General features: G+C 55.6%; 7 protein-coding genes. All 7 read left to right on the top strand.

The genetic code is table 11. The features are described from left to right. Window positions 1-201: 201 nt before the first annotated feature. Window positions 202-4335 (top strand): DNA-directed RNA polymerase subunit beta, encoded by a 4134-nt coding sequence (gene rpoB, locus AKU79_RS13365; protein ID WP_050524093.1) that lies wholly within the window; start codon window positions 202-204, stop codon window positions 4333-4335. A gap of 88 nt (window positions 4336-4423) precedes the next feature. Next, window positions 4424-8638 (top strand): DNA-directed RNA polymerase subunit beta', encoded by a 4215-nt coding sequence (gene rpoC, locus AKU79_RS13360; RefSeq protein WP_050524092.1) that lies wholly within the window; start codon window positions 4424-4426, stop codon window positions 8636-8638. A 144-nt stretch (window positions 8639-8782) separates the two neighbouring features. Then, window positions 8783-9703 (top strand): DMT family transporter, encoded by a 921-nt coding sequence (locus tag AKU79_RS13355; protein ID WP_050524239.1) that lies wholly within the window; start codon window positions 8783-8785, stop codon window positions 9701-9703. Window positions 9704-9984: 281 nt separating this feature from the next. Further along, window positions 9985-10356, top strand: a complete 372-nt coding sequence (gene rpsL / locus AKU79_RS13350; RefSeq protein ID WP_050524091.1) for a 30S ribosomal protein S12 — start codon at window positions 9985-9987, stop codon at window positions 10354-10356. An 11-nt stretch (window positions 10357-10367) separates the two neighbouring features. Next, complete coding sequence (rpsG, locus tag AKU79_RS13345) at window positions 10368-10838, top strand: 30S ribosomal protein S7 (protein WP_050524090.1); 471 nt, start codon at window positions 10368-10370, stop codon at window positions 10836-10838. A gap of 11 nt (window positions 10839-10849) precedes the next feature. Further along, window positions 10850-12973, top strand: coding sequence for an elongation factor G (gene fusA / locus AKU79_RS13340; RefSeq protein WP_050524089.1), 2124 nt, complete (start codon window positions 10850-10852; stop codon window positions 12971-12973). Window positions 12974-13055: 82 nt separating this feature from the next. Then, the coding region (locus tag AKU79_RS13335) for a GTP-binding protein (protein ID WP_231580188.1) at window positions 13056-13293 on the top strand (238 nt) is incomplete at its 3' end.

Genomic DNA, 13293 nt, shown 5'->3' with positions numbered 1-13293 from the left:
TGGCGCATCTTGGTGGGGATTTGACAGGTTCCTGATTGGGGCCGGGCCCCAAACCCCTTCCAAGGTGTGTTGTCAATGTTCGGGAGCCTTCCGGTGGGACGGAGGGCATGAATTGAACCGATAACCCCTCTATCGCCAAGCGGCGTATGCTCGTAGCCCGACGAGCCTGCGCCGGCGAAACGATGAAAGGTGACGATGAGCATGGCTCAGAGCTACGTAGGTCAAAAACGTATCCGCCGCTACTTTGGCAAAATCCGTGAAGTCTTGGAGATGCCGAACCTTATTGAGGTTCAGAAATCTTCCTACGACTTGTTCCTGAAATCGGGCGAGGGCCCGAAGCCGACCGATGGGGATGGCATTCAGGGGGTTTTCCAGTCGGTGTTTCCGATCAAGGATTTCAATGAAACGGCTGTTTTGGAGTTCGTGAAATACGAGCTTGAAAAGCCGAAATATGATGTCGACGAATGCCAGTCGCGCGACATGACCTACGCAGCGCCGCTTAAGGTGACGTTGCGTTTGATCGTGTTTGATGTCGATGAAGATACTGGCGCACGCTCGGTCAAAGATATCAAGGAACAAGACGTGTTCATGGGCGATATGCCCCTGATGACGCAAAACGGTACGTTTGTTGTGAACGGCACCGAGCGCGTTATCGTCAGCCAGATGCACCGTTCGCCTGGCGTGTTCTTTGACCATGACAAGGGCAAGACCCATTCGAGCGGCAAGTTGCTGTTCGCCTGCCGGATCATCCCCTATCGCGGGTCCTGGTTGGATTTTGAGTTCGACGCAAAAGACATCGTCTTTGCCCGTATCGACCGTCGCCGCAAACTGCCGGTAACGACGCTGTTGTATGCCCTTGGCATGGGCCAAGAGCAGATCATGGACGCGTATTACAATACGGTCAGCTACAAGTATGACAAGAACAAGGGCTGGGTCACCAAGTTCTTCCCCGAGCGTGTGCGCGGCACCCGCCCGACCTTTGATATTGTTGACGCGGCGACAGGCGAAGTGCTGTGCAAAGCTGGCGACAAGATGACACCTCGGATGGTCAAAAAGATCATCGACGAAGGCAAGGTTAAGGAACTGTTGCTGCCGTTTGACCAGATCCTTGGTAAATATATTGCCAAGGACATCATCAACGAAGAAACCGGCGAGATTTGGGTCGAAGCCGGCGACGAGTTGACGATGGAATATGACAAGGACGGCGAAGTCAAAGGCGGTACGCTGAAAGAGCTGCTGGATCAAGGCATTACCGATCTGCCAATTCTGGACATCGATAACGTCAACGTTGGACCCTATATCCGCAATACTATGGCGGCAGATAAGAACATGGGCCGCGACACCGCGCTTATGGATATCTACCGCGTGATGCGCCCGGGCGAGCCACCGACCGTAGAAGCAGCCAGCCAGCTGTTCGACACCTTGTTCTTTGATAGCGAGCGTTACGACCTTTCGGCCGTCGGTCGCGTGAAAATGAACATGCGTCTGGATCTGGGCAAGCCTGACACCCAGCGCACGCTGGACCGCGATGATATCGTGGCCTGTATCAAAGCCTTGGTTGATCTGCGTGATGGCCGTGGCGACATCGACGATATTGACCACTTGGGCAACCGTCGTGTGCGTTCTGTTGGCGAGTTGATGGAAAACCAGTACCGCGTTGGCCTGCTCCGTATGGAACGAGCCATCAAGGAACGGATGTCGAGCGTTGAGATCGACACGATCATGCCGCAAGACCTGATCAATGCCAAACCGGCTGCGGCTGCGGTGCGTGAATTCTTCGGCTCTTCGCAGCTGTCGCAGTTCATGGACCAGACCAACCCACTGTCCGAAGTGACGCACAAGCGCCGTCTTTCGGCCCTTGGGCCAGGCGGTTTGACGCGTGAGCGTGCCGGCTTTGAAGTGCGCGACGTTCACTCGACCCATTACGGCCGGATGTGCCCGATTGAAACGCCGGAAGGTCAGAACATTGGTCTGATCAACTCGCTCGCCACGTTTGCGCGGGTGAACAAGTATGGCTTTATCGAAACACCCTACCGCAAGGTTATCGACGGCAAGGTAACTGACGACGTGGTTTACATGTCGGCAACCGAGGAAATGCGCCACACCGTAGCGCAGGCAAACGCGACGTTGGACGAGAACGGCAAGTTTGTGAACGACCTCGTGTCGACGCGCAAATCTGGCGACTATATCCTGAGCCCGTCTGAAACCGTTGACCTGATCGACGTTTCGCCAAAGCAGCTGGTATCGGTTGCGGCGTCGCTTATTCCGTTCCTTGAAAACGACGATGCTAACCGCGCGTTGATGGGTTCGAACATGATGCGTCAGGCTGTGCCTTTGGTGCGGTCGGATGCGCCTTATGTTGGTACGGGTATCGAAGGCATCGTTGCGCGCGACTCTGGCGCTGCCATCATGGCGCGTCGGGCAGGGGTTATCGACCAGGTTGATGCATCCCGTATCGTTGTGCGCGCGACCGAGATGATGGAACCGGGTGAGCCGGGCGTTGATATTTACCGTTTGCGTAAGTTCAAGCGTTCGAACCAGTCGTCCTGTATCAACCAGCGCCCGCTGGTAAAGGTTGGCGACACGGTTACGCGTGACGAAGTGATTGCCGATGGTCCTTGCACCGATATGGGTGAATTGGCTGTTGGCCGGAACGTGATCGTCGCGTTTATGCCTTGGAACGGTTACAACTACGAAGACTCGATCCTGATTTCTGAGCGTATTCTGAAAGACGACGTGTTCACCTCGATTCACATCGATGAATACGAAGTCGCGGCGCGCGATACGAAACTGGGGCCAGAGGAAATTACCCGCGACATCCCGAACGTAGGCGAAGAAGCTCTGCGTAACCTGGACGAAGCCGGTATTGTTTACATCGGCGCCGAAGTGCAGCCGGGTGACATTCTGGTGGGTAAGATCACGCCAAAAGGCGAAAGCCCGATGACGCCAGAAGAAAAACTGCTGCGCGCCATCTTTGGTGAAAAGGCCTCGGACGTGCGTGACACATCCTTGCGTCTGCCTCCGGGTGCGTTTGGTACGATCGTTGAAGTGCGCGTGTTCAACCGTCATGGTGTGGACAAAGACGAGCGTGCTTTGCAGATCGAGCGTGAAGAAGTCGAACGTCTGGCACGCGACCGTGATGACGAATTGGTCATCCTGGAGCGTAACATCTATGCGCGTCTGAAAACCCTGATTATGGGCAAAACCGCTGTTAAGGGGCCAAAAGGCATCCGCGCCGGTTCGACCATTGATGAGGAGTTGTTGGGCACGCTGAGCCGTGGTCAGTGGTGGCAGTTGGCGCTGGGTGAAGAAGCCGAGGCGAAAGACGTCGAAGCGCTGCACGACCAGTATGAAGCGCAACGCCGTGCCTTGGATCACCGTTTCGACGACAAGGTCGAAAAAGTGCGCCGTGGTGACGACTTGCCTCCGGGCGTGATGAAGATGGTCAAGGTATTCGTGGCGGTAAAGCGCAAGCTGCAACCGGGCGATAAAATGGCTGGTCGTCACGGCAACAAAGGTGTTGTTTCGCGCGTTGTTCCAATGGAAGACATGCCGTTCCTTGCTGACGGGACGACTGTGGACATCTGTTTGAACCCGCTCGGCGTACCTTCGCGGATGAACGTTGGTCAGATTCTGGAAACCCACATGGGTTGGGCCGCTCGCGGCTTTGGGATCAAGATTGACGAAGCTTTGTCCGAGTATCGTCGTTCGGGGGATATGACCCCTGTTCGTGATGCGGTGCGTTTGGCCTATGGCGATGAGACCTATGATGCGGCGTTTGCGGGTCAGGACGAGGAAACTTTCCTTGAACTGGCAGGCAATGTGACCGGCGGTGTGCCGATTGCAACGCCAGTATTTGACGGTGCCAAAGAGGCGGATATCAACGATGCGTTGAAACGGGCAGGGTTCGCAGAATCCGGTCAGTCAATCGTGTTCGATGGCCGCTCGGGCGAGCAGTTTGCGCGCCCTGTTACCGTCGGCGTCAAGTACTTGCTGAAGCTGCACCACCTCGTGGATGACAAGCTGCACGCACGTTCGACCGGCCCATACTCGCTTGTTACTCAGCAGCCGCTGGGTGGTAAGGCGCAGTTTGGTGGCCAGCGTCTTGGGGAGATGGAGGTCTGGGCTCTGGAAGCTTATGGCGCTGCATATACCTTGCAAGAGATGCTGACTGTAAAGTCGGATGACGTGGCGGGTCGGACCAAGATGTACGAAAGCATCGTCAAGGGCGAAGATAACTTTGAGGCCGGCGTGCCTGAAAGCTTCAACGTTCTGGTGAAAGAAGTACGCGGCCTCGGCCTGAATATGGAACTCCTGGATGCGGAGGAAGAGTGACGCAGAGTCGGGGTGAACCCCGACCTACGTAGGGCGGGGTTTACCCCGCCACGTTCTTCCCCCGCCGCCCCCATTCAAGGATGTGAAAATGAACCAGGAACTTTCGACAAACCCGTTTAACCCGGTTGCCCCGGTCAAAACCTTTGATGAGATCAAGATCTCTTTGGCATCGCCAGAGCGGATTCTGAGCTGGTCTTATGGTGAGATCAAGAAACCGGAAACCATCAACTACCGCACGTTCAAGCCTGAGCGCGACGGTCTGTTCTGCGCGCGGATCTTTGGCCCGATCAAAGATTACGAATGCCTGTGCGGCAAATATAAGCGCATGAAATATCGCGGCGTTGTCTGCGAAAAATGCGGTGTTGAAGTCACACTGCAAAAGGTCCGCCGTGAGCGGATGGGCCACATTGAACTGGCAGCGCCAGTTGCGCATATTTGGTTTCTAAAATCCCTGCCAAGCCGGATCGGCTTGATGCTGGACACCACGTTGCGTGATCTGGAACGTATTCTGTATTTCGAAAACTATGTGGTGATTGAGCCAGGTCTGACTGATCTGACCTATGGCCAGTTGATGACCGAAGAAGAATACCTCGACGCGCAAGACCTTTACGGCGCTGACGCGTTCACTGCCAACATCGGTGCCGAGGCTATTCGTGAAATGTTGGCAGCGATCGACCTTGAGGCGACCGCCGAGCAACTGCGCGAAGAGCTGAAAGAAGCCACTGGCGAATTGAAGCCGAAAAAGATCATCAAGCGTTTGAAGATCGTTGAATCGTTCCTCGAGTCGGGCAACCGGCCAGAGTGGATGGTTCTGACCGTTCTTCCGGTGATCCCGCCAGAACTGCGCCCGCTGGTGCCGCTGGATGGTGGCCGCTTTGCGACCTCGGATCTGAACGATCTGTATCGCCGCGTGATCAACCGGAACAACCGCCTGAAGCGCCTGATCGAGCTGCGCGCGCCGGATATTATCGTGCGCAACGAAAAGCGGATGTTGCAGGAATCGGTTGATGCGCTGTTTGACAACGGCCGTCGTGGCCGCGTGATCACGGGCACCAACAAGCGCCCGTTGAAATCGCTGTCGGACATGCTGAAGGGTAAGCAAGGTCGCTTCCGTCAGAACCTTTTGGGTAAGCGCGTCGACTTCTCGGGTCGTTCTGTTATTGTGACCGGCCCCGAGCTGAAACTGCACCAATGTGGTCTGCCGAAAAAGATGGCGTTGGAGCTGTTCAAACCGTTCATCTACTCGCGTCTTGAGGCCAAAGGTCTGTCTTCGACTGTTAAGCAGGCCAAGAAACTGGTGGAAAAAGAGCGTCCCGAAGTTTGGGATATCTTGGATGAGGTTATCCGAGAACATCCGGTTCTGTTGAACCGTGCGCCAACCTTGCACCGTCTTGGCATTCAGGCGTTTGAACCGACACTGATCGAAGGTAAGGCTATTCAGCTGCACCCGCTGGTCTGTTCGGCCTTTAACGCCGACTTTGACGGTGACCAGATGGCTGTTCACGTTCCGCTTTCGTTGGAAGCGCAGCTGGAAGCCCGCGTTCTGATGATGTCGACGAACAACGTGTTGTCACCCGCAAACGGTGCGCCGATTATCGTTCCATCGCAGGATATGGTCCTTGGTCTGTATTACACGACCATGGAGCGTAAGGGCATGGTTGGCGAAGGCATGGCCTTTGCTGATGTGACCGAAGTCGAACACGCTTTGGCCGCTGGCGCTGTGCATTTGCACGCCAAAATCAAAGCGCGGATCAAGCAGATCGACGAAGAAGGCAACGAGGTTTGGACGCGGTTTGACACCACGCCTGGCCGTTTGCGGCTGGGTAACCTGCTGCCGCTGAATGCTAAAGCGCCGTTTGACCTTGTGAACCGCTTGTTGCGTAAGAAAGACGTGCAAAACGTCATTGACACTGTTTACCGTTATTGCGGTCAGAAAGAGTCGGTGATTTTCTGCGATCAGATCATGACCATGGGCTTCCGTGAGGCGTTCAAGGCCGGTATTTCGTTCGGTAAAGACGACATGCTGATCCCGGACACCAAATGGCCAATCGTTAACGATGTTCGTGATCAGGTTAAGGAATTCGAACAGCAGTATATGGACGGCCTGATCACTCAGGGCGAAAAATATAACAAAGTTGTCGACGCTTGGTCGAAGTGCTCGGATAAAGTTGCGGCTGATATGATGGCGTCGATTTCGGCGGTTCATTATGATGATGCCGACGCTGAAAAAGAGCCGAACTCGGTTTACATGATGTCGCACTCTGGTGCGCGTGGTTCGCCTGCTCAGATGAAGCAGCTGGGCGGGATGCGCGGTCTGATGGCCAAGCCGAACGGCGAGATCATCGAGACTCCGATTATCTCGAACTTTAAAGAAGGTCTGACCGTGTTGGAGTACTTTAACTCTACCCACGGTGCCCGTAAGGGTCTTGCAGATACGGCTTTGAAAACCGCTAACTCGGGGTATTTGACACGCCGTCTGGTTGACGTTGCACAAGATTGCATCATTCGTGCGCATGATTGTGGAACCGAAAACAGCATCACCGCTTCGGCGGCTGTGAATGATGGTGAGGTTGTATCCTCGCTGTCTGAACGGGTGCTGGGCCGTGTGGCTGCCGAGGACATCCTTGTACCGGGTCAGGACGAGGTCATCGTTGCGAAGGGCGAGTTGATCGACGAGCGCAAGGCAGATCTGATTGATCTGGCCGGTGTTGCGTCGGCGCGGATCCGTAGCCCGCTGACATGTGAGGCCGAAGAAGGCGTTTGTGCACAGTGCTATGGTCGTGACCTTGCACGTGGTACTTTGGTAAACCAAGGTGAAGCCGTTGGCATTATCGCCGCGCAGTCGATCGGCGAACCGGGTACACAGCTGACGATGCGGACGTTCCACATCGGCGGTATTGCGCAGGGTGGTCAGCAGTCCTTCCTCGAAGCATCGCAGGAAGGTAAGATCGAGTTCCGCAATGCAAGTCTGTTGGAAAATGCCGCTGGTGAGCAGGTCGTACTGGGCCGTGCGATGCAAATCGCGATCATCGACGAGGCAGGACAGGAACGCGCGTCGCACAAGGTTTCCTATGGTGCAAAGGTTCACGTCAAAGACGGCCAAGCGGTAAAACGTGGTGCCAAGCTGTTCGAATGGGATCCCTATACCTTGCCGATCATTGCCGAAAAGGCAGGGGTTGCACGGTTCGTGGATCTGGTTTCGGGCATCTCGGTTCGTGAAGATACCGACGAAGCCACTGGCATGACCCAGCGGATCGTTTCCGATTGGCGCTCGGCGCCGAAGGGCAATGATCTGAAGCCGGAAGTCATCATCATGGACACTGTAACAGGTGAGCCAGTACGTGGTGAGGCGGGTAACCCGATTTCCTACCCGATGTCGGTTGACGCAATTTTGTCGGTCGAAGATGGTCAGGATATCCGCCCAGGTGACGTTGTTGCGCGTATTCCGCGTGAAGGCGCCAAGACCAAGGACATCACCGGGGGTCTTCCTCGCGTGGCAGAATTGTTTGAGGCCCGTCGTCCAAAAGACAACGCGATCATCGCGGAATCTGATGGCTATGTGCGGTTCGGCAAAGACTATAAAAACAAGCGTCGTATCACGCTTGAGCCTTTGGACGACACGCTGCAGCCGCTGGAATATATGGTGCCGAAGGGCAAGCATATTCCGGTTCAGGAAGGTGATTTCGTTCAAAAGGGCGATTACATCATGGACGGCAACCCGGCCCCGCACGATATTTTGCGGATCTTGGGTGTCGAGGCGCTTGCCAACTATATGATCGACGAAGTGCAGGACGTTTATCGTTTGCAAGGCGTTAAGATCAACGACAAGCATATCGAAGTGATCGTGCGTCAGATGCTGCAAAAGTTCGAGGTTCTTGACTCGGGCCAGACCACGCTTCTGAAGGGCGAAAACGTCGATAAGACCGAGTTGGACGAAGCAAACGCCAAGGCGCATAAACTGGGTGTTCGCCCGGCTACAGCCGAACCGATCCTTTTGGGGATCACCAAGGCCAGCTTGCAGACACGCAGCTTTATCTCGGCGGCGTCGTTCCAGGAAACCACGCGGGTGCTGACCGAGGCTTCGGTTCAGGGCAAGCGCGACAAACTGGTCGGCCTGAAAGAGAACGTGATCGTTGGTCGCCTGATCCCTGCCGGGACAGGTGGTGCGACAAGCCGCGTCAAGCGGATCGCGGCCGAGCGCGACCAAAAGGTGGTCGAGGTTCGTCGGTCGGATGCAGAGCAGGCAGCAGCCTTGGCTGCACCTGAGCCAGTGGTCGCAGCGACGGACAGCAGCGACGTGTAATCGCGCCGATTGTGAAAGTTTGGCCCCTCGCAGGAAACTGCGGGGGGCTTTTTAGTTTTGTGCGGGATACAAAGTTTTGCCGTGTTGGGGCTTGATCAATCCGGTAAAGACCGTGAATCTTGTATGGTAGGGCAGGGGGCACCAATGGCAATTTCAAACAATTCACGCGGGATATTGTACATGGTCGTGGCCATGGCGACCTTTACCCTGAACGATACGTTCATGAAATTAGCGACGGAAACCGTGCCGCTATCGCAAGCGATTGCCGTGCGGGGAACCTTGACGGTTTTGGCACTTTTGCTGTTGGCGCGGGTGATGGGGGTGAAGGGGCAGGCACTGTCGGTCACTGACCGCAAGTTGTTGGGTTGGCGGACCTTTGCCGAGGTCGGGGGGACAATTACTTTCTTGCTGGCCCTCAGGCAGATGCCGCTGGCAAATATCTCGGCGATTTTGCAGTCATTGCCTTTGGCGGTAACTTTGGCGGCAGCGGTGTTGCTAAAGGAACCTGTGGGCTGGCGCCGGATGACGGCGATTTTGGTCGGGTTCTGTGGGGTAATGATGATTGTGCGGCCCGGCACCGAAGGGTTCAACATCTGGTCAATCTTGGCCCTGATTTCAGTTGGGTTTATCGTGCTACGTGACCTGTCGACGCGGCAGGTTGGGGCACATATCCCCTCGGTCGTGATCGCGCTTTATTCGGCGGTGGCGGTGACGATCATGGGGTACGCGGGGCTGGCGCTGGAAAGCTGGCGTATCCTAAGCGTGACCGAAACACTGATGGTAGCCTCGGCCGCGGGGATACTTATTTTGGGGTATATGTTCAGTGTGATGGCGATGCGGGTGGGCGATGTTGCGATCATCGCGCCGTTTCGCTATACATCGCTGATTGTTGCGATTTTTCTGGGGTGGTTTGTGTTCGACACCTTGCCGGGGCTGTGGACTGTGGTCGGAGCGGTGGTTGTTGTTGCAACCGGGCTCTATACTTACCTGCGTGAAAACCAGCTGCATCGCCGGATTGTGGCCAGCAAATCGTCACTGACAGGCACGGCCACTGCGGATCGTTAGGTCGGCGGCCAAGGACAGCGCCGGTGTGTTGACATTGCGCGCGACTCCCCCTATACGCCAGCCACCCAAGGTGTGTTTCGGCATGCCGAAGGGTCTCAAAGACTGAAGTGGTCATGATCCGGGCCGAGATGCCCCGATCCTCTGGAATTCCACCGCACCGTTACCCGCGAGGGCAACGACTGCGGTTTTGGTGTTTTGTGAAGGCACAAGATGCCGTCGAGAAGTAGTGTGCCGGAAGTCGACCGGTACGAGTATTGACAGTTGCAACACGAGGAACGTGAATGCCAACGATCCAACAGCTTATCCGCAACCCGCGCGAGCCGCGCGTCAAGCGGTCCAAGTCCCAGCACTTGGAATCCTGCCCACAAAAGCGCGGCGTTTGTACGCGCGTTTATACAACCACTCCGAAAAAGCCTAACTCGGCTATGCGTAAAGTCGCAAAAGTGCGTCTTACCAACAGCTTCGAGGTTATCTGCTATATTCCGGGTGAAAAGCACAACCTGCAAGAACACTCGGTTGTTCTGATCCGCGGCGGTCGTATCAAAGACCTTCCGGGTGTCCGTTACCACATCCTGCGCGGTGTGTTGGATACCCAAGGTGTTAAAGATCGTCGTCAACGCCGTTCGAAATACGGCGCGAAGCGTCCGAAGTGAGGAATTAAAACATGTCACGTCGTCACGCCGCTGAAAAACGCGAGATTCTACCCGACGCCAAATATGGCGATAAGGTTCTGACTAAGTTCATGAACAACCTGATGATCGACGGCAAGAAATCTGTCGCCGAATCCATCGTATACAACGCGCTGACCCGCGTTGAAGAGCGCCTGAAGCGCGCGCCGATCGAGTGCTTCCATGAAGCACTGGAAAACGTGAAGCCATCCGTTGAAGTACGGTCGCGTCGCGTTGGTGGTGCAACCTATCAGGTGCCAGTCGAAGTGCGTACCGAGCGCCGCGAAGCGCTTGCTATCCGTTGGTTGATTATCGCTGCCCGTAAGCGCAACGAAAACACCATGGAAGAGCGTCTGGCTGCCGAGCTTTCGGATGCCGTTAACAACCGTGGTACGGCTGTTAAGAAACGCGAAGACACCCATAAAATGGCCGATGCGAACAAAGCATTCAGCCACTACCGCTGGTAAGGGGTAAACACATGGCACGCGATTACGAACTACGGCGCTACCGTAACATCGGGATTATGGCGCATATCGACGCGGGTAAAACCACGACGACCGAGCGTATTCTGTACTATACAGGCAAGTCGCACAAAATCGGCGAAGTGCATGACGGTGCCGCCACTATGGACTGGATGGAGCAAGAGCAAGAGCGTGGTATCACGATCACTTCTGCTGCGACCACAACATTCTGGCAGCGTCAGGAAGACCCGACCACAGAAGGCACTTCGGACACGAAGTACCGCTTTAACATCATCGACACCCCCGGCCACGTTGACTTCACCATTGAAGTTGAGCGCTCGCTGGCGGTTCTGGATGGTGCGATCTGCTTGCTCGACGCCAACGCCGGTGTAGAGCCACAGACCGAAACTGTTTGGCGTCAGGCTGACCGTTATAAAGTTCCGCGCATCGTTTTTGTTAACAAGATGGACAAAATCGGCGCTGACTTCTTTAACTGCGTCAAGATGATCAAAGACCGCACCGGTGCGACTCCGTTGCCAATCGCCTTGCCGATTGGTGCCGAGGACAAACTGGAAGGCATCATCGACCTGGTAAAAATGGAAGAATGGGTTTGGGAAGGCGAAGATCTGGGCGCAGCCTGGGTTCGTAAGCCGATCCGTGCCGATTTGGCCGAAGTTGCTGCCGAATGGCGGATGAACCTGCTTGAAATCGCTGTCGAGCAGGATGACGCCGCTATGGAAGCCTATCTGGAAGGCAACGAGCCTGACGAGGCAACCCTGCGCAAGCTGATCCGTAAGGGTACGCTGGCACTGGACTTCGTGCCTGTAACTGCTGGCTCGGCGTTTAAAAACAAAGGCGTTCAGCCGTTGTTGAACTCGGTCATCGACTTCTTGCCTTCGCCTTTGGATGTCCCTGCTTATATGGGCTTCAAAGCTGGCGATGAGACAGAAACCCGTGACCAGCCACGTTCGGCGGATGATGCACAGCCCTTCTCGGCGCTGGCTTTCAAAATCATGAACGACCCCTTTGTTGGTTCCTTGACCTTCACTCGGATCTATTCCGGCGTTCTGCGCAAAGGCGACCAGATGGTGAACACCACCAAAGGTCGTAAAGAGCGCGTTGGCCGTATGATGATGATGCACGCCATCAACCGCGAAGAGATTGAAGAAGCCTTTGCAGGCGACATCATCGCTTTGGCTGGTCTGAAAGAAACCACGACCGGTGACACCCTGTCCGACCCGAACAATCAGGTCGTTCTGGAAACCATGACCTTCCCCGAGCCAGTGATCGAGATCGCTGTCGAGCCGAAGACCAAGGCTGACCAGGAAAAAATGGGTATCGCGCTGGCACGCCTGGCTGCCGAAGATCCATCCTTCCGCGTGGAAACTGACTTCGAAAGCGGTCAGACCATCATGAAGGGCATGGGCGAACTTCACCTCGACATTCTCGTTGACCGTATGCGTCGCGAATTCAAGGTCGAGGCGAACATCGGCGCGCCGCAGGTGGCTTACCGCGAAACGATTTCTCGTGAAGCCGAGATCGACTATACGCACAAGAAACAGTCCGGTGGTACCGGCCAGTTTGCGCGCGTGAAGATGATCATCACGCCGACCGAGCCGGGCGAAGGCTATTCCTTCGAGTCCAAGATCGTTGGTGGTGCTATTCCAAAAGAATACATCCCCGGTGTTGAAAAGGGTATCAAGTCTGTTATGGACTCGGGCCCCTTGGCAGGCTTCCCGGTAATCGACTTCAAGGTCGCACTGATCGATGGTGCGTTCCACGATGTTGACTCCAGCGTTCTCGCCTTTGAAATCGCGGCACGTGCCGGGATGCGCGAAGGTCTGAAAAAGGCCGGTGCGAAACTGCTCGAGCCGATCATGAAAGTCGAAGTCGTAACACCGGAAGAATACACCGGTGGCGTGATTGGCGACTTGACGTCTCGTCGGGGTATGGTCACGGGGCAAGACACCCGCGGCAACGCCAACGTGATCGCGTCGATGGTGCCTTTGGCCAACATGTTCGGCTATATCAACACCTTGCGTTCGATGACTTCGGGTCGCGCTGTGTTCTCGATGCACTTCGACCATTACGACACCGTTCCGCAGAACATCTCGGACGAGATCCAGAAGAAATACGCTTAACTGGTGCGGCGGGGGTAACCCCGCCCTCCATTCCGTAGGGTGTGCTTTAGCGCACCGCACCTATCCAAATCAGGAGGCCACCATGGCTAAGGCAAAGTTTGAACGTAACAAACCGCACGTAAACATCGGCACGATTGGTCACGTTGACCACGGCAAGACGACGTTGACAGCTGCGATCACGAAGTATTTTGGCGAATTCCGCGCGTATGACCAAATTGACGGCGCGCCGGAAGAGAAAGCCCGCGGGATCACGATTTCGACCGCCCACGTTGAGTATGAGACAGCGACCCGTCACTACGCACACGTCGACTGCCCCGGCC

Source organism: Pseudorhodobacter wandonensis, from assembly GCF_001202035.1.
GTDB classification, from domain to species: domain Bacteria; phylum Pseudomonadota; class Alphaproteobacteria; order Rhodobacterales; family Rhodobacteraceae; genus Pseudorhodobacter; species Pseudorhodobacter wandonensis.
The sequence above is the reverse complement of the archived record's forward strand: the minus strand, read 5'-3'. Positions and strand labels throughout refer to the sequence as shown.